Source organism: Microcoleus sp. D3_18_C4 (genome assembly GCF_036702355.1).
Taxonomy (GTDB): domain Bacteria; phylum Cyanobacteriota; class Cyanobacteriia; order Cyanobacteriales; family Microcoleaceae; genus Microcoleus.
Genome location: NZ_JAUBTF010000011.1, coordinates 12,565 through 32,939, shown reverse-complemented (window position 1 = coordinate 32,939; position 20,375 = coordinate 12,565). Strand labels below are relative to the sequence as shown.

General features: G+C 45.5%; 20 protein-coding genes. 13 read left to right on the top strand and 7 right to left on the bottom strand.

Going from position 1 to position 20,375, the window contains the following annotated elements:
• The 9 genes from QUA90_RS07820 to QUA90_RS07780 form a co-directional block, all read left to right on the top strand.
• A partial coding sequence (locus QUA90_RS07820) for a hypothetical protein (protein ID WP_333444749.1) occupies window positions 1-284 on the top strand: 284 nt, incomplete at its 5' end.
• A 49-nt stretch (window positions 285-333) separates the two neighbouring features.
• A complete protein-coding gene (locus QUA90_RS07815; protein ID WP_333078787.1) occupies window positions 334-1,125 on the top strand; it encodes an ABC transporter permease in 792 nt (263 codons plus the stop codon).
• Between the two features lie 178 nt (window positions 1,126-1,303).
• Window positions 1,304-2,206 carry an Rpn family recombination-promoting nuclease/putative transposase gene (locus QUA90_RS07810; protein WP_333328621.1) on the top strand — a complete coding sequence of 301 codons (903 nt, stop codon included), beginning with the start codon at window positions 1,304-1,306 and terminating at the stop codon, window positions 2,204-2,206.
• Window positions 2,207-2,251: 45 nt separating this feature from the next.
• The gene (locus tag QUA90_RS07805) at window positions 2,252-4,345 is read left to right on the top strand and encodes a Gldg family protein (RefSeq protein ID WP_333444747.1); all 2,094 of its coding nucleotides are present in this window, start codon (window positions 2,252-2,254) and stop codon (window positions 4,343-4,345) included.
• Window positions 4,346-4,487: 142 nt separating this feature from the next.
• The gene (locus QUA90_RS07800; protein ID WP_333328627.1) at window positions 4,488-5,153 is read left to right on the top strand and encodes a DUF4340 domain-containing protein; all 666 of its coding nucleotides are present in this window, start codon (window positions 4,488-4,490) and stop codon (window positions 5,151-5,153) included.
• Between the two features lie 257 nt (window positions 5,154-5,410).
• Window positions 5,411-6,541 carry an ABC transporter ATP-binding protein gene (locus tag QUA90_RS07795; protein ID WP_333085091.1) on the top strand — a complete coding sequence of 377 codons (1,131 nt, stop codon included), beginning with the start codon at window positions 5,411-5,413 and terminating at the stop codon, window positions 6,539-6,541.
• A 186-nt stretch (window positions 6,542-6,727) separates the two neighbouring features.
• The gene (locus QUA90_RS07790) at window positions 6,728-7,858 is read left to right on the top strand and encodes a spermidine/putrescine ABC transporter substrate-binding protein (protein ID WP_333085092.1); all 1,131 of its coding nucleotides are present in this window, start codon (window positions 6,728-6,730) and stop codon (window positions 7,856-7,858) included.
• Window positions 7,859-8,013: 155 nt separating this feature from the next.
• Window positions 8,014-8,925, top strand: coding sequence for an ABC transporter permease (locus QUA90_RS07785; protein WP_333389174.1), 912 nt, complete (start codon window positions 8,014-8,016; stop codon window positions 8,923-8,925).
• 135 nt (window positions 8,926-9,060) lie between these two features.
• Window positions 9,061-9,906, top strand: a complete 846-nt coding sequence (locus QUA90_RS07780) for an ABC transporter permease (protein WP_333085094.1) — start codon at window positions 9,061-9,063, stop codon at window positions 9,904-9,906.
• Between the two features lie 111 nt (window positions 9,907-10,017).
• On the opposite strand, the gene QUA90_RS07775 is transcribed toward QUA90_RS07780, so the two are convergent.
• A complete protein-coding gene (locus QUA90_RS07775; protein ID WP_333085095.1) occupies window positions 10,018-10,833 on the bottom strand; it encodes a fatty acid desaturase in 816 nt (271 codons plus the stop codon).
• 361 nt (window positions 10,834-11,194) lie between these two features.
• Window positions 11,195-12,007: an acyl-CoA desaturase gene (locus tag QUA90_RS07770; protein ID WP_333085096.1), complete on the bottom strand. Its 813-nt coding sequence runs from the start codon at window positions 12,005-12,007 to the stop codon at window positions 11,195-11,197.
• Window positions 12,008-12,087: 80 nt separating this feature from the next.
• Here QUA90_RS07770 and QUA90_RS07765 point away from each other — a divergent pair, with 80 nt between their 5' ends.
• The gene (locus tag QUA90_RS07765) at window positions 12,088-13,320 is read left to right on the top strand and encodes a methionine gamma-lyase family protein (protein WP_333328639.1); all 1,233 of its coding nucleotides are present in this window, start codon (window positions 12,088-12,090) and stop codon (window positions 13,318-13,320) included.
• A gap of 189 nt (window positions 13,321-13,509) precedes the next feature.
• Here the strand turns inward: QUA90_RS07765 and QUA90_RS07760 are convergent, their stop codons facing one another.
• A complete protein-coding gene (locus QUA90_RS07760) occupies window positions 13,510-13,830 on the bottom strand; it encodes a DUF2834 domain-containing protein (RefSeq protein WP_333328642.1) in 321 nt (106 codons plus the stop codon).
• Between the two features lie 46 nt (window positions 13,831-13,876).
• Window positions 13,877-14,509, bottom strand: a complete 633-nt coding sequence (locus QUA90_RS07755) for a Vat family streptogramin A O-acetyltransferase (RefSeq protein ID WP_333328645.1) — start codon at window positions 14,507-14,509, stop codon at window positions 13,877-13,879.
• A 236-nt stretch (window positions 14,510-14,745) separates the two neighbouring features.
• On the opposite strand from QUA90_RS07755, the gene QUA90_RS07750 reads away from it, so the two are divergent.
• Window positions 14,746-15,207, top strand: coding sequence for a GNAT family N-acetyltransferase (locus QUA90_RS07750; RefSeq protein ID WP_333328648.1), 462 nt, complete (start codon window positions 14,746-14,748; stop codon window positions 15,205-15,207).
• A gap of 49 nt (window positions 15,208-15,256) precedes the next feature.
• Entirely contained in the window at window positions 15,257-15,628 is a 372-nt protein-coding gene (locus QUA90_RS07745; protein WP_333109180.1) for a DUF2237 domain-containing protein, read from the top strand.
• Between the two features lie 119 nt (window positions 15,629-15,747).
• On the opposite strand, the gene QUA90_RS07740 is transcribed toward QUA90_RS07745, so the two are convergent.
• The 3 genes from QUA90_RS07740 to QUA90_RS07730 form a co-directional block, all read right to left on the bottom strand.
• A complete protein-coding gene (locus QUA90_RS07740) occupies window positions 15,748-16,863 on the bottom strand; it encodes a leucine-rich repeat protein (protein ID WP_333389172.1) in 1,116 nt (371 codons plus the stop codon).
• A gap of 215 nt (window positions 16,864-17,078) precedes the next feature.
• Entirely contained in the window at window positions 17,079-18,113 is a 1,035-nt protein-coding gene (locus QUA90_RS07735) for a M28 family peptidase (RefSeq protein ID WP_333444744.1), read from the bottom strand.
• 98 nt (window positions 18,114-18,211) lie between these two features.
• Complete coding sequence (locus QUA90_RS07730; RefSeq protein ID WP_333438414.1) at window positions 18,212-19,414, bottom strand: Coenzyme F420 hydrogenase/dehydrogenase, beta subunit C-terminal domain; 1,203 nt, start codon at window positions 19,412-19,414, stop codon at window positions 18,212-18,214.
• A 397-nt stretch (window positions 19,415-19,811) separates the two neighbouring features.
• Here QUA90_RS07730 and QUA90_RS07725 point away from each other — a divergent pair, with 397 nt between their 5' ends.
• Window positions 19,812-20,372 carry a hypothetical protein gene (locus tag QUA90_RS07725; protein ID WP_333328660.1) on the top strand — a complete coding sequence of 187 codons (561 nt, stop codon included), beginning with the start codon at window positions 19,812-19,814 and terminating at the stop codon, window positions 20,370-20,372.
• The last annotated feature ends 3 nt before the right edge of the window (window positions 20,373-20,375 follow it).

Below are 20,375 nucleotides of genomic sequence, written 5' to 3'. Positions count from 1 at the left end.
CGAACCAACCTTCTCAACCAGAACCCGAACCGATTTTAGATGCGCCAAAGTCGATCGAACGTTCTCAACCAGAATCCGAACCGATTTTAGATACACCAAAGTCGATCGAACGTTCTCAACCAGAATCTGAAGCAGTTGTAAAAAAACGGCCACTTAAAAAAAAGCCACAACCAACTAGCGATTCTCGACCAGAACAGCCAGCTATTACTAGAAAGCGACAAATAGAAAGAAAGCAACAGGATAGCGACGGCAGCGAAACACCACCTGCAGGCGACTCAGAATGAACCAATTACCAATGGCCAATTACCCATTTCCAATTCCTAAAGGTTAGTAATGCTTAGTAATATTATCGCAATTTACCGCAAAGAACTACAAAGCTATTTTGCCTCGCCATTAGCCTATGCCATCGCAGCAGTCTTTTGGCTAATCACCGGCTACTTTTTAATAGCTATCCTCCTCGCCCCCGACGGGTTAATTCCCCAAATCGGCCAGCGAGACCAAATGGGAATTACCGAACCTCCCATCGACGTAGCCTACGAATTCCTACAACTATTCCTGCGAATCATGGGTTCCCTTTCGTTGTTCGTACTACCCGCACTCTCAATGGGACTTTACGCAGAAGAACGCAAACGCGGCACCTTAGAACTATTAGCCACATCGCCCTTAACAAACTGGGCAGTTGCTACCGGCAAACTCCTGGGAGTTTTAACATTTTATACGACAATGTTGCTGCCCCTGCTGTTCTGCGAGGCGATCGCCCTCAGTTCCTCAACCCCACCCGTACCCCCCGGAGTTCTTCTGCTAGGACACGGCGGCTTAATATTACTAGCAGCAGGAGTATTGTCGCTCGGAATGTTTATTTCCTCCCTCACCGATAGCACAATTTTATCCGCCATCCTCACCTTCACTCTAGTATTATTTCTGTGGGTGATCGATGCAGTCGCCGTCAGTATCGGTGGCCCCTTCGGCACAGCATTAGGACATTTGTCGCTCCTAACAAATTACACCAATCTTGTCAAGGGAGTTTTCGATACCAGCAGTTTAATTATGTTTGCCAGTTACATCATTTTAGGAGTATTTCTGACCGCCCAATCCATCGATGCGCTGCGATATCAGCGTTCTTAAAAACATCAGGGAAGGCTTCGGGGAATAAAGAGGAAAGAGTGGGAAAGTAGGAGATTTGGATAGTTGCACATTAAAGGAAACACCACCAATTCCCAATTCCCAATGCCCAATTCCCAATGCCCAATTCCCCATTCCCATCCCCAATTAATGTTAGTTATTCCACTAATTTCTTGAAATAATGAGATTTATCAATCCAAAAATCGACTTTGCGTTCAAAAAAATATTCGGTTCCAGCGACAGCAAAGACATCCTGATTAATTTTTTAAACGCCATCCTTTATGAAGCACAGCCGGTCATCGAAGACTTAGAAATAATCGACTCCCAACCAGAACCTCAAACTCTAGCTACCCAAGACACACACCTAGATGTCAAAGCCACAATTAACGGCGGCAGAATCGCCCTAGTTGAACTTCAACTGATAAACGTGCCTTCTTTTGGGAACAGAGTTTTGTACAACGCTGCCAAAAGCTACAGCCAACAATTAACAGGCAAAGAACGTTACGAAAGACTAAAAACAGTAATTTCCTTGAAAATTGCCGACTTTGAAATGTTTGAAAATCAGCCGGAATTTATGTCACGGTTTGTTTTTCAAGAAAAAGAGCAACAGTTTGAGTGTCCAGATACTGCAATAGAATTAGTATTTATCGAACTGCCAAAATTTAACAAGGAATTAGCAGAATTAGAAACAACCGCAGAGCAATGGATTTACTTTCTCGAAAATACCAGCACTCTGGAGACAGTACCAGAAACACTCAGTGCCGTTCCCGAAATTCAGAAAGCTTTTAGAATTGCCAGCAAGGAAAACTTCACTCAGGAAGAATTAAATGAATTGCACCAGCAAGAACTGTGGATAGAAGACCAGCAGATTGCCATAGAGATAGCAAGAGAACAGGTGACAAAAACCGCTCAACTCTCGTTAATATTGCGTCAGCTAGTGCGGCGTTTAGGCACAATACAACCGGAAACCGAAAACTGCATCCGTCAATTAGGCGTAGAACAATTAGAAGAACTAGGAGATGCCGTGCTGGATTTCAACAAGCCGTCAGATTTAACAGCATGGTTGCAGGCTAATGCGATATAGAATAACATCCTCGACCCGGAAATTTTCCCCTCAATTATTTACGTTATGAAAATTAGCAAAACAAATTGGAAATATGTTTTTTTGCTGGGCCCCCTCCTCATCGCAGCGGGGGTAACAGCAGCACTTGTATCTGGAGTATGGGACCCCCTGACAGTCGGTTTAGTTATTGCCGGAGCAGTGACGATCGCACTTTGGCTGCTATATTTGAGTTACGAACAAAGCTTTTGGGGGCAGCGTTCCACTCAAGCCAGCACCAACGCCCTGATTGCTACCCTCGCCGTCTTTGTGATACTCGGAGTAATTAACTTCATAGCCGTTCGCTATCCCGTCCGCATCGACTTAACCGAAAGCCAACAATTTACCCTTGCCCCGCAGACTCAACAAATACTGCGAAACCTGCAACAAACAGTCAAAGTTTGGGTATTTGACCCCATCCAAAATCCCCAAATTAAAGAATTGCTGCAAAGCTACAAACGCGAGGGAGGCGAAAAATTCCAATTTGAGTTTGTTGACCCGCAGGCCCAACCTGGAAAAGCGCGGGAATTTAGTATTACTAGCATCGGAGAAGTTTACCTGCAATCCGGCGACAGAAAACAGGTACTGCAAAAAGGTGGCACTGCTTTTGGTAGCGACCCAAATCAAGGTCTTTCAGAGATAAAACTTACCAATGGCTTAGAAGAAATCCTGAACACTCGCGTTGCTAGAGTTTACTTTTTGCAAGGCAAAGGAGCCCGCCCGCTACAGGAAGGTCAAGGCGGAATTCAGCAAGCTGAAAAAGCTTTGAAAGATAAATACTACAACGTCCAAACGCTGAATTTGACCGAACGCAAAGAAGTGCCAGAAGATGCAGATGCTTTAATCGTTCCCGGCCAGGACAAACCGTTTTCCGATACAGAAATTAAAGCACTAAGAGCTTATCTCGATCGCGGCGGCAGTTTATTGTTAATGGTAGACCCGGCAATTGATACGGGATTGGACAAATTGCTGCAAGAATGGGGCGTCAAACTAGACGCCCGTTTGGCCATTGATGCTTCGGGCACTGGTCAAAGATTTGGCCTGGGCCCCACGGTTCCCACAGTCAGGCGCTACGGCGAACATCCGATTACTCAAAGTTTTGGCAACGGTATTTCATTTTATCCATTTGCGCGTGCTTTGGAAACCTCGCCAGTACAAGGGATAGAGGAAAAACCACTGATTTGGACGAGTCAGGAAAGTTGGGCGGAAAGCGATTTGACGACTAAGAAATTGGAGTTTGATCAGAAGACCGATCGACAAGGCCCGCTATTATTAGGTGTAGCTTTAGTTCGATCGTCCACTGACAGCACTCCCTTAAAGCCCTCACCTTCACCAACACCAACTTCGCCCTCGCCTTCACCCCAAGCATCACCGGCAACGCCATCGCCTTCACCCCAAGCATCGCCGACAGATTCACTATCGCCGACCGACTCGCCATCGCCGACAACTTCACCATCGCCGACAACTTCCCCATCACCGACAACTTCCCCATCACCGACAACTTCCCCATCGCCAACAACTTCCCCATCGCCGACCGACTCGCCATCGCCGACAACTTCGCCATCACCGACAGATTCACCCTCACCGACAACTTCGCCATCGCCGACAACTTCGCCATCGCCGATAGATTCACCATCACCGACAACTTCGCCAACAGCTTCCCCAATCAGCTATTCGGTGATTGTCTCGCAAGAAGCAACGCCTCCAGCATTACCGACGACTTCGCCAACACCGGCAGCATCTCCCACAGCATCTCCCACAGAACCGGCAGAAAGTTCGCCAACACCAACACCCGCAGCATCCCCCACAGCATCTCCCAGTCCAACCGCAACTCCTTCCGCGCCTTCAACTCCTAGAAAAACATCGCGAATGGTAGTAATTGGCACATCTCAATTTGTGACTAACGGTTGGTTTGACCAACAACTCAATAGCGACGTGTTTCTCAATTCAGTCAGTTGGTTGAGTAAACCAGACCAGCAAAGCTTTTCTATCAGTCCGAAAAAAGCTACTAACCGCCGCATTAACATGACTGCCCTCCAAGTAGGATTGCTGGTGTTAGCTTGGCTAATGTGGCCTTTACTCGGACTGGGAATTGGCGGCGCTATCTGGTGGAAGAGAAGATAAGTTAGTTGACTGTTGACTGTTGTCAGTTGGCAGTTGTCAGTTGACTGTTGTCACTGGTCATTTGTTAATCCTTTGCTGTGGCTAATAACAAATAACCAATAACATTAATCAACAGTCAACAGTCAACAAGGCCCAATGCCCAATGCCCAATGCCCAATTCTCAGTTATTATGAAATTGCAGAAAAATACATTAGTATTGATAGCCGTCGCGTTGAGCATGACTGGGCTGGTTGCTTTATTCGAGATGCAAGTATCTCCGAAACAGGAAGCAGCTAAGGAAGAAAAACAGAAAATTTTTGCTTTTAACTCCGATCGCATACAATTCTTTACAGTCAAAACTCCCGAAAAAATATTGACTTTTGAGCGAGTTTATGCTACAAAAGGAGGCAAGTCTAGCTGGGAAATGAAATTGCCAGTGCAAGCACACGCAAGTCAGGCATCTGTGGATTTTTTGCTAGACAGGCTGGCAACAGGAAAGAGCGATCGCACGATTAATACTACTGCTGCTCAACTGCCAGAATTCGGTCTCGACCAACCCCAAGCTACAGTCACAGTAAAACTGGACAACCAGGAAACTCACCGCCTAGTTTTAGGCAAAACAGACTTTAGCGGCCGCTTCTTGTACGCTCAAGCCAATCCGCCGGAAGCGCCCCCTCAAAATTCCGCCCAAAATTTGCCCGTGCTGCTAGTGCCTTTTGACTTTAAAAATGCCGTCCAGCGACCTTTGTCAGAGTGGAAAAAAGCAGAAGAACCCAAAACAGAGAAACCGCAAAAACCCTCTCCCACGCCAAGTCCAGAGAATAAATAGATGCCCAGTTGATCTGAGATGTTGCACCATTCTCAATAAGCCTTTTATGAACAGGCTTTCGGGCCTGTTTCACAAAGAGTGAATTTTCTTCTGAAACAGGCCCGAAAGCCTGTTGCTGACAATGGTGCACTCTGGGATAGAATTTAAAGAACAAATCCCAAAACCTGTTACATCCAACATTCCTCACCTAAAATACAGAAAAGTCTAAACTTAAACTGTATTTAAGTGGCGTGCATTACCCCCAGGAAAGGGCGAATATGTTTCAGACAGCACTCAACCAAGGTACGACAGCAACGGATACAGCGCTTGACGTTGAACTCCGCAAGGTATTTAAGGTATTTAATGGCGAAACCGCAGTCCGCGGAGTAGACCTCAACATCCGCCAAGGAGAATTTTTTAGCATCCTCGGGCCGAGTGGCTGCGGCAAGACTACGACCCTGCGCTTAATCGCTGGGTTCGAGACTCCCTCGGCGGGCGAATTGATGATTCGTGGCCAGTCGATGACCAACACTCCAGCTTACCGCCGTCCGGTAAATACTGTGTTTCAAAGCTATGCTTTGTTCGGACACATGAATGTCTGGGACAATATCGCTTTTGGATTGCGGATCAAAAAGCTGGGTAAAGCAGAAATAGAAGAACGGGTACGGGAAGTTTTGCAATTGGTGAAAATGGAATCTTTCGCCAACAGGTTTCCCGGTCAAATGTCGGGCGGCCAGCAGCAGCGGGTGGCTTTGGCGAGAGCTCTGGTAAATAGACCGGCGGTTTTGCTGCTGGACGAACCTCTGGGTGCCCTGGATTTGAAGTTGCGGAAGCAGATGCAGTTGGAACTGTCGAATTTGCATCAAGAATTGGGTTTGACTTTTGTGATGGTGACTCACGACCAAGAAGAGGCGATGAGTCTGTCTGACCGAATTGCGGTGATGCACGAGGGGAGGATTGAGCAAATTGGCTCTCCTGAAGAAATTTATGAGTGTCCGCAGACGGCTTTTGTGGCCGATTTTATTGGCGATACGAATTTGTTTGCTGGTACGGTAGAATCGATCGACCGATCGACTATCACAGTTCGCACATCAGCCAATCTGAAAATAGTCGTTCAGCAGTCGGATATGTGGAATGGTGTCACAGGCGACTCTGTTGTAGTAAGCGTTCGGCCGGAAAAAGTATATTTGAATCTCTACCAGCCGGAAGTGTCGGTCAACTGTTTTGAAGGGCGGCTCAAAAATACTATGTACATGGGCACGCACGTTCATTACGTGGTTGAGTTGGCGTCGGGCGATAAAATTACTGTGCGCCAGCCAAATACCGGCGGGTCTTTCCCAGATCCGCACACGCCGATTTACGCTTATTGGGGAACTACTGATTGTCTCGCTTTGACCGATCGGAATTAGTCAGTTGGCAGTTGGTAGTTGGTATTAGTCATTAGTCATTGGTTATTAGTTGGTGGTTGGTTTTCCTAACAAATAACATAGGACTATTCCCAATTCCCGATTACAAATTCCCAATTACCAATTCCCCAATCTTCAATCTCCAAATCTAAAATCTAAAATCTAAAATCTAAAATCTAAAATCGAACTGTGCCTCCGACTAACTTACCAATTTCCAGGATTTCCCCGGCTAATTCTACACGCCGTCAGTTCCTAAAAAATTCGGCGGCGACAATTTCCGGGTTAGCTGTTTCGAGTTGTGGCTGGCGACTTGCAGACGTACAATCTGCTCCTCCCGTCAAAGGTGCTGCCGACCAACTTTTCATCTATACTTGGGCAGGCTATACCGATAACGCTTTGCTCGATCGCTTTGCCGAAAAAACTGGCATTCGCGTAGTGGCCGACGTGTTTAGCTCCAACGAAGAAATGCTGGCGAGAGTTCAAGCCGGTGGCGCCCGCGCCTACAGCATCATTTACCCATCTGATTACATGGTGGTTCAAATGACGGAACTCGGACTGTTGAGCCCATTAGACCACTCGATTTTGGGCGGGCTCGATCGGCTCAAAAAACAGTTCCAAAACCCTGTTTATGACCCAGGAAACCGCTACAGCGTGCCTTTGAGTTGGGGAACCACAGGCTTAATTTACAACAGCGAACAACTCAAAGAAGAGCCTGAAGATTGGGACTATTTGTGGCAGCACAAACAGGAGTTAGCAAAGCGAATGACGCTGGCGAGTGATGTTCGAGAAGTCATGGGCGCTGCGTTGCGGATGCTGGGCTATTCTCTGAATTCTACGAACCAAGAGCAAGTTAAACAAGCTTACGAAAAGTTGGTGGAACTCAAACCGGCGATCGCATCTTTTACTACTGATGCTTGGCGGCCTCAAATGCTGACGGGGGATTTGAAAGTAGCTATGTGTTATTCTTCTGATGCTAATGAAGTAATTGCAGATAACGATAAATTGAAGTATGTCGTCCCCAAAAGTGGTTCTTCTCTGTGGACTGACACTTTAGTAATTCCTCAAGGTGCTCCCAATCCCGAAGCAGCTTATAAATGGATTAACTTTTTGCTGCAAGCCGATGTCGCTGCTTCTTTAGTAGAACGGCTCAGTTTTTCAACTCCTTCGGAAGATGCTTTTAGTTTGTTGACGCCGGAAGTCCGCGAAAACGAGATTCTTTTCCCTTCGGAAGATATTTTGAAAAAGTGCGAAGGTGTGGCTCCGGTAGGGAAATTTATGGAAGTGTACGATCGCTATTGGACTCAATTAACCAGCGGCTAATCATCAAACCAAGGGCGGGTTTTACAGGAGATCTCTAATTATAAACCCAATATTTACATAAACTCGCCCCCGCACAGCATATCGCCCTCTCTATCCGTATTATATCCGCGTTAATCCGCGTTCATCAGCGGTTAAAAACTCAAAAAAATTGATCTATGGCTGTTTCAACTAGAACTCCCCCTCCTATTCCTCCCAATTCTCCATTGAAGGCTGAAACTGTTTCCCCCTGGTCTGCTTGGGCGGGGCCATTGGCATTGCTCGGCCCTTCTGGCTTGTTGCTGCTTTTATTATTAGTCATACCAACCCTGGTGATTTTTCAGCTTAGTTTGGTGCCGAATATTAAGCCAGGAGATTTGGTGAATCCTTCGGGAATCGGCAATTACCTGCGAGTGTTTGAGCCGCTGAATTTACAGGTGATGGGTCGATCGCTCTATTTTGCAACGGGGACTACTATTCTGTGTTTGCTGCTGGGATTTCCCGTCGCTTACTGGATCGCCCTCAATGTCTCGAAAAAGTGGCGGAATTTAACTTTGTTAGGGTTTGTGTTGCCGCTGTGGACTTCTTCGCTGTTGCGATCGTATGCTTGGATTACAATTCTGCGTCCTACGGGGGTTCTCAACTCGCTGCTGGCACTTGTAGGCATTCCTCCTCTGGAATTGCTTAATCAAAGTTCCGCAGTTTTAATCGGCATGGCTTACAGTTATTTGCCTTATATAGTGACCATTCTCTACGCTTCTTTGGAAAAGTTAGACCGCAGGTTGCTAGAAGCATCTCAGGATTTGGGTGCGAATCCAGTGGAAACTTTCTGGAAAGTGACCGTACCTCAGACCATGCCGGGAATTGCTGCGGGTTCTTTGCTAGTATTTATTAGCAGTTTGGGCGATTTTGTCGATCCAGAGTTGCTCGGTGGAGCTTCGAGTATGACCGCAGCTCGTTTGATTTACAATCAATTTTTGGGGGCGACTCAAAATTGGGGGCTGGGTTCGGCTCTGAGTATGGTATTAATCTTTGCAGTGAGTATCGGAATTGCCCTTTTACTCAAATATGGCGATCGTAATGCAGTTTAGGATGTTTAAGGAAGAAGGAAGTTCGGCAACGGATTATATAACGGATGTAACGGATGTGACGGATGTCAGTCCGATGGAAGAAGAAAGAAAACAATCCTAACGAATTAACAATTACCAATTACCGATTACCGAGAAATGGAAAAGACAGCCGAAAATCCACAGGAGGAAATACAAGCCGATATGTACTTAAAACCTAAATTTAAGATTTCTTGGCAGGTGATATTTGCCGTTGTGATGTTTTTTTATATGTACCTGCCCATCCTGGTACTCACATTTTACAGCTTTAACAAATCGCGTTTTAGCGCCGGCTGGGAAGGATTTACTTTAGATTGGTACGTTAAATTATTTAGCGATACGCGGATTTTAGTTGCCCTGAGAAACAGTTTAACAGTTGCTGTTTGTGCAGTTGCAATCTCGGCCGTACTTGGCACTTTGATGGCCGTTGGTTTAGCCCGCTACCGCTTTCCTGGCAAGAGTTTATATCAGGGAGTCTCCTACTTGCCGATTATTATTCCAGATATTGCGACCGCAGTTGCTACTCTGGTATTTTTAGCGGCGCTGGCTATTCCTCTGAGTTTGTGGACAATTGTCGCCGCTCACATTGTGTTTTGTCTGGCTTACATCGCCCTAGCTGTTTCTACTAGATTGGCCGATTTAAACCCGTATTTAGAAGAGGCTGCCTTGGATTTGGGTGCAACGCCTGTTGAAGCTTTTATTCAGGTTTTGCTCCCTCAATTAATACCCGGAATTGTTTCAGGTTGTCTGTTGTCTTTTGTCCTCAGCATGGACGATTTTTTGATTGCGAGTTTTACCGCAGGTAGCGGGACTACAACTCTGCCGATGGAAATTTTTAGCCGGATTCGGACTGGAGTAAAACCGGATATTAATGCTTTGAGCGTGCTCTTGATAGTAGGTTCGGGAGGATTGGCCTTTTTAGCGGAATATTTGCGTGGCCGGGGCGAGCAAAAACGGGCTCATTAGGCAGTGGGCAGTTGACAGTTGGCAGTTGACAGTTGGTTATTTGTGAGTTGTTACCAATGCCCCATGCCCTATGCCCCATGCCCTATGCCCCATGCCCCATGCCCCATGCTGCTACTTGGCTGGTAATTTCACTTTAGTAGCCAAACCTAGTGCTTCCAAAACTTGAATTGTCATCCAAGTGAAGTCAATTTCCCACCATTTCATACCGTGACGCGCAGAGTATTGAAAAGCGTGGTGGTTGTTGTGCCAGCCTTCGCCGTAAGTCAAAACCGCAACCCACCAACAGTTAGTGGAACTATCTTCCGTTTCGTAAGTGCGATAGCCAAATTTGTGAGTGGCGCTGTTAACAAACCAAGTGCAATGATATACCGCAACTAAGCGGACAAAAATTACCCAAACTACAAAAGGCCAGCCTGCTGCTAAGTAAAGCAAGACGCCAAAGGCGATTTGAATTGGCAGAAAGTAATTTTGCAAAAATTGATAAAACGGGTCGCTTGAAATGTCTTTTGTGCAGCGAGAAATTTCAGCGTGAGCTGGACCTTTATATAGCATCCAGCCGATGTGACTCCACCAAAAACCCTTTTGGGCATTGTGAGGGTCGAGCGCATTTTGGTCAGAGTTGGTGTGGTGCAATCGGTGCAGCCCAACCCAATCAATTATTCCTCCTTGACAGGCAAGGGCTCCGCAAAATGCTAGAAAGTATTCTACGAATTTTGGTGTCTGAAAACTGCGGTGGGTGAGCATTCGATGCCATCCGAGAGTTATTCCCAGACCGCCGGTTATCCAGTGCATGAATACTGTTAAACCAACTGCTGTCCAATTGAAGTTACTGGGTAGCAGTGCGAACAAAGCGCCGATATGAAGTCCTGCTAAACTAATAACGTGCTTCCAATTGTATTGGAGTTTTTCTTGCGTTGCAATTGTCATTCTCTTTTTGATTTCTGATGAGATGCCGAGCTGAATTCACGCATACAAGTTTTGATTGAGGTAGTGAACTGTTTTGTTGAACACTTGCCCAAACTAATAAATAATGAATGAATGATAGATTTTGGATTAGAATTGAAAAAATTTACCGTTTTGTCTTAACAATAAAAATTTTGGATGCTAAACAAAATTTTTTGTTCCCAAATCTATTATAACTGATTCTGGTTTTGGTTGGGTCGATCGCACTAGATGATTCGAGCTTACTTCAACCCAACCTATACCGCTCGCAAAAACAGGATGAGGCATTGGTCACGAGCCATTAGTCCAGAACTGATGACCGACAACCCATGACTCATTGCCCATGCTATTTTTCTGCTAATTTCACTTTGGTTGCCAAACCAAGTGCTTGCAGCAGTTGAATTGTCATCCAGGTGAAGTCGATTTCCCACCATTCGAGACCGTGGCGCGCCGAGTATTGAAAGGCGTGGTGGTTATTGTGCCAGCCTTCGCCGTAGGTGAGCAGGGCAACCCACCAGCAGTTGGTCGATCGATCGCCCGACTCGTAGGTCCGGTAGCCAAATTTGTGGGTAGCGCTGTTAACAAGCCAAGTGCAGTGGAACACCACCACGATCCGCATAAACACGCCCCAAACCACGAAAGACCAGCCGCCTAATAAATAAAGCAACACACCGAAGACGACTTGGATGGGGATAAAATATGCTTGGAGAAACTTGTATACTGGGTCGTCGCCGATGTCTTTAGTAAAGCGGGGGATTTCCACTCTGATCGGCAGATCCGAGAGCATCCAGCCCATGTGGCTCCACCAGAAGCCTTGATTGGAATCGTGGGGATCTGTTTCGGTGTCGGAATGTATGTGGTGTAACCGGTGCATTCCTACCCAGTCGATCGGGCCACCTTCACAGGAAAGGGTACCGCAAATAACTAGAAAATACTCTAGCCATTTCGGTGTTTGAAAACTGCGGTGGGTGACGAGGCGGTGATATCCGAGAGTAATTCCTAAACCACCTGTTACCCAATGCAGGAATACTGCTAGCCCAACCGCAGACCAGCTAAAATTACCCGGCAGCAAAGCAAATAAAGCACCGATGTGCAGAAAGGCCATAAAGCCTACGACAGGCCAATCAGGAGAAGTTTTTTTGGAAGTTGCAATCGTCATGAATATATTATGTTTACAAACTAGGGGCCGCATCTACGCCATAATGAACAGCGCGCACGCAAAGGGTGAGCGAGGTATAGATGAATAGCGTTTCACGGCTACAGGAAGCAGAACAGGCACTCTTTCAGATTTTTTCTGGTATTGACACTACAGTCAAGCAAAATCTTCAACGAGTCTTAAAAGCTTTTCGGAGCCACCGGGTTGGAGTCCACCATTTTGCAGGGGTTACGGGTTACGGCCACGATGATTTGGGTCGAGAGACTTTGGACGGGGTGTTTGCCGAAGTGGTAGGGGCCCAGGCCGCGGCTGTCCGGGTACAGTTTGTTTCGGGTACTCACGCGATCGCCTGTGCTCTTTTTGGCATCCTGCGTCCTGGTGACGAAATGTTGGCAGTGGCTGGTTCTCCCTACGATACTTTAGAAGAAGTGATCGGCTTGCGGGGGCAAGGTCAAGGTTCACTCATTGAGTTTGGCATTAGTTACCGTGAGTTGCCTCTAACTCGCGAAGGAAGTTTGGATTGGCCGGCATTGAGCTCTACTATTTCAGCAAAGACTCGCCTGGTTTTTATCCAGCGCTCTTGCGGCTATTCTTGGCGGTCGAGTTTGTCTATTTCTGAGATTAAAAAAATCGTCACCATAGTCAAACATCAGAATCCTAACACAATTTGCTTTGTTGATAATTGTTACGGCGAGTTTGTCGAGGATTGCGAACCTACTGCTGTGGGCGCGGATCTGATGGCTGGTTCTTTAATCAAAAATCCGGGGGGTACGATCGTCCCTGCTGGAGGTTACGTTGCTGGGAGGGCTGATTTAGTAGAGGCGGCAACTTGTCGCTTGACGGCGCCGGGAATTGGCAGCAGCGGCGGCGCAACTTTTGATTTGAATCGGTTGCTGTTTCAGGGTTTGTTTATGGCTCCCGGTTGTGTGGGGGAGGCGATGAAGGGCAATCATTTGACGGCTTATGTTTTTTATAAGTTGGGTTATCGAGTGAATCCTATGCCTTTGGCTAGAAGACGAGATGTGATTCAGGCGATCGAATTCGGTTCTGCTGATAAGTTAATTGCTTTTTGTCGGGCGGTTCAGCGAAATTCCCCCGTCGGTTCCTATTTAGATCCCGTGCCGGCTCCGATGCACGGCTATGAAAGTCAGTTGGTGATGGCTGGGGGTACTTTTATTGATGGGAGTACGTCGGAGTTTTCGGCTGACGGGCCTCTGCGGGAGCCTTACGTGGCTTTTTGTCAGGGGGGGAGTCATTGGACTCATGTATCGATCGCTCTTGAGGATGCGATCGAGGCTGTGGGCCCAGCTAAGTAACTGGTATGGGCGAGGCCTCTTGGGGTAGGGGGGCTCCCTGTTCTCCCCTGAGTTTTGAATTAAAGAGTAGATTTTTGCAAGAATCTGAGGATTTTTAACCGCAGATGCACGCAGATTGACGCTGATTTTGGGTTTTTAGATTGTGTAGGTTGGGTTTAGCGGAAGCCAAACCCAACAACTACAAAACTCTCAAGGTGTTTCTTCAAGTTTGCGCTGCCGCATTAGGAGAAATAAAGGCAAACCCAGGGAAACACCCACCAGTAAGTTACTGGCAATATAAATCCACAAGTTTTTCATTTTGAGACGCGAACCTTCGCTAAATACAAAAGTACCAAAAACTAGGGATGACACTATTACATCCATGCCGAAAAAACCGGAAATTTGATTGGCAAACAACTCACCGAAGAAAGCGTTAATATTCAACCCTTCTTCTAAAAGAAACGGGACAAACTGGGAGTAGGGCAAAGCCGTGCCTAGAATACAGAAAATTAAGTAGGCAATTTTCAACATTTTCCAACCTCCACTTTGTTAATTAAAAACCGTTGTATTTGAGAGTTTACTCAGCATTGCTGAGTGCTTGAATATCGTTTTGCATAATTATGCTCACATTGCGCGAAATCTTCTCGATTTCCCAATCCCACCACCGAATTTCTAATAGTTGTGCAACTTCAGAATCGCTAAAACGCTGTTTGATTGGATGGGCGGGGTTGCCACCGACAATAGTGTAAGGGGGAATGTCTTTTACTACAACGGATTTGGCGGCTATGACGGCACCGTCGCCGATTTTGACTCCGGGCATAATCAGGGATTCATAGCCGATCCAAACATCATTGCCAATGACGGTATCGCCTTTACTTGGCAGTTCCATTACTAAATTCATGGCTGTTTCCCAACCATTCCCAAAGACCGGAAAAGGATAAGTTGAAATTCCGTCGAGTTTATGATTTGCACCGTTCATTATGAATTTGACGTTGGTGGCGATCGCACAAAATTTGCCAATAATTAATCGATCGTTTCCGTAATTATAAAGTACATTTCTTTCAAAGTTTTCTGGTTCTATTGGATCGTCGTAATATGAGTAATCGCCGACGATAATGTTGGGGGATTTAATAAAGTTTTTGATGAAGCATACGCGCCGTTGGTCGGCCATCGGATAGGGTCGGTTTGGATCTGGCCCAATTTCTGTCATAAGTTTCAATGCTTATTCGTTAAGCTGCTGGATTAATGTAGTGTTAATTCGAGTGAGGTTTGCTTCTAATTCGTTAACATAGAGTAAGAGTGTTTGTCAAGGGGTGGGAGAGAAAATTTGGGTCGATCGCGCTGCAAGAAATGAGACACAATGGTAAAAGCTAACATCCATCCGCGTTCCGAAGCGGTTAAAAATCCCAAATTAATATTAAAGAAGCGATCGCAGTGAGATAATTTATGAGAGTACGAACCTACGAAATCGGTGATACCCAACAAATTGTACAACTGTTTTACGACACCATACACGAAGTAAACATCCGAGATTACACACAAGCACAAGTAGATGCTTGGGCGCCAGCAGATATGGATATCGAAAGTTGGACTAAAAGCTTAAGCAGTAAATTTACTTTCGTAGCAGAAGAGGGTGAGAAAATTGCAGGTTTTGGGGAATTAGAAGCAAGCGGCCATATCGATTGCTTTTTCTGTGCTCAAGATTTTCAAAGGCAAGGAGTCGGCAGGCTAATTTTAAAACACATTGAGTCAAAAGCCCAAGACTTAGGAATTAACAAGTTATTTGCCGAAGTCAGCATTACAGCTCGACCTTTTTTTGAAAGCCAGGGATTTATTGTGATTAGAAAACAAGAAGTAGAATGCAGAGGACAAAAATTAATCAACTTTGTCATGGAAAAAAATATATAAACAACGATTTGTGTAAAATTAGATCGAAGAGTTTTACTCAGGAGTTGCGATGGTGACGGAAGCTACAAATGTGCTGGGCGGAAAGTTAGAGAATTGCTGCACTTCGCCAATGACAGGATATTATCGGGACGGCAAATGCAATACAGGTGGTGGCGACTTTGGGGCTCACACTGTTTGTGCTCAACTGACAGAAGAGTTTTTGCAATTCACTAAATCGAACGGAAATGATTTGAGCACTCCGGTTCCCGAATTTAACTTTCCCGGTTTGAAGCCTGGGGATTGCTGGTGTTTGTGCGCTTCTCGGTGGAAGGAAGCAATGGATGCAGGAGTTGCGCCGCCTGTGGTTTTGGCTGCGACTCACGCCTTGACTTTGGAATACGTTTCTTTGGATGAATTGAAGCAGCACGCTGCTGATTTGTAGGAGGATGTTGGTGTGCGATCGCTTTTAGTCAATAAGGGCGATCGGGTTTTTCGGATGAATTGCAAATTTATCGTTCGTAACTCAAATATTTAAGTGCGATCGGGCGTCACTGTAAAGTTTTATGGTTGAGTTTGTGGTTCCCACTTACAGATAGACTCTGGCTTGAGAGGGCAAGTTTTGGGAGCGATCGCATTTCCGCTAAGGTAGAGTTCTGTCAGTTTAGTGAAAGATGCTAGCGGTTTGATGTCGCCGATTTGATTGTTTTCGAGTGAGAGTAAAGTCAGCTTAGTCAAGGATGCTAGCGGTTTGATATCAACGATGTGATTGTTGTTGAGCCAGAGAGTCTCCAGTTTAGTCAAGAATTCTAGCGGTTTAAGGTCAGCGAGCTCATTCTTGTTAAGTGATAGCCCTTCCAGATTAGTCAAGGATGCTAGCGGTTTGATATCACCGATTTGATTCGAGCTGAGGTTAATCCCTTCTAGGTTAGTCAAGGATGCTAGTGATTTGATGTCACTAATCTGATTGCTGCTGAGGTCGATAAAAGTCAGTTTCATCAAAGATGCTAGCGGTTTGATGTCACTAATTTGATTGCCAGCGAGATCGATCCCTTCCAGGTTAGTCAAAGATGCTAGTGGCTTGATGTCGTCAATCTGATTGCTGCGGAGGAAAAGCCCTTTCAGGTTAGTCAAGGATGCTAGCGGTGTGATGTCATCGATCTGATTTTCGATGAGGACGATTTCAGTCAGGTTAGTCAAGGATGCTAGCGGTTTGATGTCGCGGATATGATTGTTCCCGATGTTGAGCACTTTCAGGTTAACCAAGGATGCTAGCGGTTTGATGTCACTAATTTGATTGCTGCTGAGGTTGAGCAAAGTCAGGTTAGTTAAGGATGCTAGCGGTTTGATGTCGCTGATAGAACAGTTGATAAGCCGGAGAACCTTCAGGTGAGTTAAGGATGCTAGCGGTTTGATGTCGCTGATTCCTTCCTTCGTAAAGCTAATTCCTGTGATACTAGAAAGTTGGCGATCGCCCTCATCGCACTCAGTAGTTCCTGCTATTTTTAACAGCATATCAACAGTATGTTTAGCTTCTGGACTCAAAGAATCTTTTTCGCGACACCATTGAGCAAATGTTTTGTTTCCCGATCGCACTTCTGCTGCTTTCGCGGACACTCCATTTCCAGATAATGCTAGAAGCACACAACAAGTAAGTGCGATCGACTTTGGTAACTTCATGTGTTTCTGTACAACTATGAGGATCATAATCTTGTACCTCTAATTTTTTCCACTATATACAACAAAGACACTGCCTTACCGTGTCCCTGCAAAACATCTATTAAAAACTCTCTTAATCACCTCACTCAGGCAACTTATACTAATTTATACGTGCGTCATTTTCCCTGATATTCTGTTCCGAGCGAGGATATTTCCCCGCTGGGCATCCTACGCAACTAATTAATATCAACTCCCACCAAATCTGCCACAACTTTCTCCAATCCAGCTATCACCTTCGTCGTCCGTTCCCAATCAACCTTATCGGGTGTATCTTGCGCCGTGTGATAGTAAGGATAGCGATAGGGAGCAGTATCTGTCACCATCAGCCCTGGATAACCATGTTGCCAAAAAGACCATTGATCTGACCAACCAACACCAGGAATGGCACCCGGAATTGCTGCACCTTCCGAGGGAAATTCAGCATGGCGGCGGAAAGATGCGATCGCCTCTCTAACCAGTTTACTTGAGGACGTATTGCCAATAAATCCGATAAAATTTCCCGATGTAGGATAAAAAAGGTTTAATGGTGCTGGATATTTATGGCTGTTTTTGGCATCTGAGTAATAACCAATTGTTTCTAAACTGAGCATCGAAACAATTTTTTCATTACGCTCTCTGCATCTTTTGGCATAAACCAAACTCCCCATATCAGCAGTCCAGAAAAAAGGCGGCTCCTCATTCACAAACTCAACAAAACGCACAGTCTTTTCAGGCTTTTTACCTGCAAACATTCTCGCTAAAGCCAGCACTCCCGCCGCCCCAGTTGCGTTATCATTTGCCCCTGGACTCCCCACCACAGAATCATAATGTGCTCCAATTACAACTATTTCATCTGCCTTTTTTCCCCCTGGAATCTCCACTTCTATGTTATAATAAAATTTATCATCAATTTTATATCCTTGCCGTTCAACTTTATAGCCAGCAGCTTGAAAAGATGCTTCGAGAAAGTCAGCAGCTTCTCCAAATTTTTGATATTGTATAAAATTGCGCTCTCCGATTTCACCAGAGAGCTTTTCTACATCGCGCTGTAAAGCATCTCGGAGCGAGATTTCCTGTGCTGTTAAAGGGGGAATTGTCCCGCTGTAGCTTTTCCCTGGCATTGCAATCATACTCAACCATATCCCACTAATCAGACTAATTAAGATCGTACTAAGGATAGCCAGTCTAGTTAACGTTCTGCGATTCCATAATTCGATGTTTCCCAAGTGCATTTGTTTTCTATCTTTTGCTATCCTTGAGTACCAGGGTGCGTCAGTTAGCGTTATTTTTTCAATAATCCAACAACTCCTGACTAACGCACCCTAGAAGTTTACACATCTGGTAACTTATACTGCCCGACAATCCGCTTAGCATATTCCGGCACATGAGCCTCTAATTTCTCCGGGTAATTCCGCTTCACGTACAGATAATTGCGAGTGAAATGAGAATCAATCGAAAACCGAGCATATTCCAAACCCTTCGGCCCAATTCTCTCAATAAAAACTCCCATTAACTTCGCCGCCCACATCGGCAATGTCACTCCTTTTTCATAAGCCGGAATGCTTTGCTGAACGGCTTCTTTTCGGTTTCCCTTAGACATCACGGGCTGAGTATTAAGCTGATCCGTTACCAAATCTAACATTTCTTGCCCGGTGTCATTTCGCACTACAATCCACTGCCAACCAAAAGGTGCGCCCATGTAGCCCACAACTAAATCTGCTAAAGAATTGACATAATCAAAACAGCTCAAACAAGAAGGAGCAAAAACATCTTTCAATTCTTTAGTATTCAAGCCAAAAAACGGCACTTTTTCTTCCGAACCATCTTCGTGTTTGAAGTGAACGTTAAAGTCTTGCATAAACTCATAAGATACAACTGTTTCGGGAGAACGGCTAGTCGTATCTAGGAATTTCTGCAAGCCCGCGCGGCTGACATTATCAACACAGGGAGTTCCCAAAACGTAGAGCTTTTCTAAACCGAGTTTTTTCTCGACTGTTCGCAAGGCTTGAATTTGACAGCCGACGCCAATTACTAACAGCCGCTTCATCCCTGATTGTTCAATTTGTTCTAATACTGAAAGATTTGGGGAGAGAGTGGGTTTGTTTACTTTTGCAGCCAGAATCTCTTCACGATTTCTAGCAATAATCGGCATCGGCTGAAAGCGGTCTTCCTTAGTATTTTGGACGCAAACAACGCCTTCTACAATTCCTTTTTCGAGCATTTCAATGGCAATTGTGCTGACGATTCCCGTCCATTGAGCACCCTCGATCGGCTCTTTTTTACGAGCCGCCATCATGTTTTGACTGACTCCGAAATACCAATCGTCGGGATTGTCGAGATTGCGCGATCGCCCGTGAATCTCTTCTTCCAGTTCTGCAATATGCTGTGTTAAGAAAGCACAAGATTCCTTGACATAATGGATGTAATATGTATCGCACAAACCGCACTCGCTGCACAGTTCTTTAGCGGGGCGGCGGCTACCCGGTTTGAGGGCTTTGGATTTTTGGTGCTTAGCAGAATCTGTTGCGGTCATCTAAATTACTTATTTTATGCAGATATGGCTTTTGTTAGGATATCACAGCAATTTCCCTTGATTTACCTGCTTTATTCTTTCTTTCAGTCCTCGCAGGCGGACGCAAGCTTGTGCGGGAGCAAATTCGGTTCGCCCGAAATTGGCGGTTTTCACAAGTTAAAAAATATTAGTCAGGACTTACCTAGGTTGCGCTAGAAACCGGGTTTCTGGCTGAATACCTCACTGTTAAACCTAAAATTTAGGGTAAAAACCGAGTTTCTTTATGTAGTTTTGGTAAAAAAAATCCAGTTTCAAAGACTCGCAGTGCTTCCAGGAGTGTTTGTGTAAGTCCTGTTAGTATCAATCCGGATCTAGCGGGCGATCGCGCGAATACATTGCCAAATAAAGCTATAAAAAAATGGTAAAAATGTTTGTGACAACAGCCGTCGCTGGCATCATGATGAATCTCGCAATTTCGAGTTTCGGATTTGCTGCTTTAGTTCGTCCTGTCCTCGCTATGAATCAAACTGTTGCGACTCTAGAAAGAATGCTCACCGCGACACAAAAACCGGCGGCGATGAACTATTCGCGCCTGGGGATTGGCGGGGTTCGGTTGGGGATGTCTGTAGAAGAGGCAAAACGTAAGTTTGGAAAACCGCAGCGCGACGAAACTAAACCTGCTGGGCCTGGCATCGGTGGCAAGATTCGCACGCTAACCTACTCAGGATTGACGGTAGCAGCATGGGAGGGCAAAGTTTATTTAGTTTCTACTACCAATCCCAAGTTTCTGACAATTGATGGTGTGAAGCTAGGAGATAACAGGCAAAAAGTTGTTAAAACTTACGGTTATGGGTCGCAATCTGTGCAGGGTGGAGTGACTCTGTTGACTTATAGCAATGACCAAAAGGCTTCTAATTTGATTGTGGAAATTAAGGGCGATCGCGTACATAAAATTCTTGTGAGCACGCAGCTAAACTGAAAT

What these genes read in the sequence shown, in the direction of transcription:
- QUA90_RS07810 (WP_333328621.1), top strand. Translation starts at nt 1,304, where the DNA reads ATGAGATTTATCAATCCAAAAATCGACTTTGCGTTCAAAAAAATATTC.
- QUA90_RS07755 (WP_333328645.1), bottom strand. Translation starts at nt 14,509, where the DNA reads ATGACAGAAATTGGGCCAGATCCAAACCGACCCTATCCGATGGCCGAC.
- QUA90_RS07795 (WP_333085091.1), top strand. Translation starts at nt 5,411, where the DNA reads ATGTTTCAGACAGCACTCAACCAAGGTACGACAGCAACGGATACAGCG.
- QUA90_RS07780 (WP_333085094.1), top strand. Translation starts at nt 9,061, where the DNA reads ATGGAAAAGACAGCCGAAAATCCACAGGAGGAAATACAAGCCGATATG.
- QUA90_RS07765 (WP_333328639.1), top strand. Translation starts at nt 12,088, where the DNA reads ATGAATAGCGTTTCACGGCTACAGGAAGCAGAACAGGCACTCTTTCAG.
- QUA90_RS07775 (WP_333085095.1), bottom strand. Translation starts at nt 10,833, where the DNA reads ATGACAATTGCAACGCAAGAAAAACTCCAATACAATTGGAAGCACGTT.
- QUA90_RS07735 (WP_333444744.1), bottom strand. Translation starts at nt 18,113, where the DNA reads ATGCACTTGGGAAACATCGAATTATGGAATCGCAGAACGTTAACTAGA.
- QUA90_RS07760 (WP_333328642.1), bottom strand. Translation starts at nt 13,830, where the DNA reads ATGTTGAAAATTGCCTACTTAATTTTCTGTATTCTAGGCACGGCTTTG.
- QUA90_RS07750 (WP_333328648.1), top strand. Translation starts at nt 14,746, where the DNA reads ATGAGAGTACGAACCTACGAAATCGGTGATACCCAACAAATTGTACAA.
- QUA90_RS07745 (WP_333109180.1), top strand. Translation starts at nt 15,257, where the DNA reads ATGGTGACGGAAGCTACAAATGTGCTGGGCGGAAAGTTAGAGAATTGC.
- QUA90_RS07800 (WP_333328627.1), top strand. Translation starts at nt 4,488, where the DNA reads ATGCCCAATGCCCAATTCTCAGTTATTATGAAATTGCAGAAAAATACA.
- QUA90_RS07730 (WP_333438414.1), bottom strand. Translation starts at nt 19,414, where the DNA reads ATGACCGCAACAGATTCTGCTAAGCACCAAAAATCCAAAGCCCTCAAA.
- QUA90_RS07805 (WP_333444747.1), top strand. Translation starts at nt 2,252, where the DNA reads ATGAAAATTAGCAAAACAAATTGGAAATATGTTTTTTTGCTGGGCCCC.
- QUA90_RS07740 (WP_333389172.1), bottom strand. Translation starts at nt 16,863, where the DNA reads ATGAAGTTACCAAAGTCGATCGCACTTACTTGTTGTGTGCTTCTAGCA.
- QUA90_RS07770 (WP_333085096.1), bottom strand. Translation starts at nt 12,007, where the DNA reads ATGACGATTGCAACTTCCAAAAAAACTTCTCCTGATTGGCCTGTCGTA.
- QUA90_RS07785 (WP_333389174.1), top strand. Translation starts at nt 8,014, where the DNA reads ATGGCTGTTTCAACTAGAACTCCCCCTCCTATTCCTCCCAATTCTCCA.
- QUA90_RS07725 (WP_333328660.1), top strand. Translation starts at nt 19,812, where the DNA reads ATGGTAAAAATGTTTGTGACAACAGCCGTCGCTGGCATCATGATGAAT.
- QUA90_RS07815 (WP_333078787.1), top strand. Translation starts at nt 334, where the DNA reads ATGCTTAGTAATATTATCGCAATTTACCGCAAAGAACTACAAAGCTAT.